1 protein-coding gene is annotated in these 349 nt (G+C 45.0%); it reads right to left on the bottom strand.

What is annotated here, in order from left to right; all coding sequences use genetic code 11:
* On the bottom strand, positions 1-257 hold a 257-nt coding region (locus tag HMPREF2907_RS13730), incomplete at its 3' end, for a hypothetical protein (protein WP_472680500.1).
* Positions 258-349 lie beyond the last annotated feature (92 nt).

Raw genomic sequence — 349 nt, 5'->3', positions numbered from 1 at the left:
CTCCCTTTCTCATTTCGCAGTGCTACAATGAGTTTTTCAGCGGCTTCGCACACAAAAGAGTTGTAGCTCCCTTTCTCATTTCGCAGTGCTACAATGGAATTGATGTGCCATGCTTTGAAGTCCGGGTTGTAGCTCCCTTTCTCATTTCGCAGTGCTACAATAATTGCCTCTTTCAAGGGGCGTAATATATAGTTGTAGCTCCCTTTCTCATTTCGCAGTGCTACAATATTAGCCAGATTGCAGCCTACACCCTTCAAGTTGTAGCTCCCTTTCTCATTTCGCAGTGCTACAATAGGTGGCGGGCTGAAAGGCTTTATTATCAAGTTGTAGCTCCCTTTCTCATTTCGCA

The organism is Neisseria sp. HMSC055H02, assembly GCF_001813335.1.
GTDB classification, from domain to species: Bacteria; Pseudomonadota; Gammaproteobacteria; order Burkholderiales; family Neisseriaceae; genus Neisseria; species Neisseria sicca_C.
Note: the sequence above shows the minus strand (reverse complement) of the source record. Positions and strands in the feature narration are given on the sequence as shown.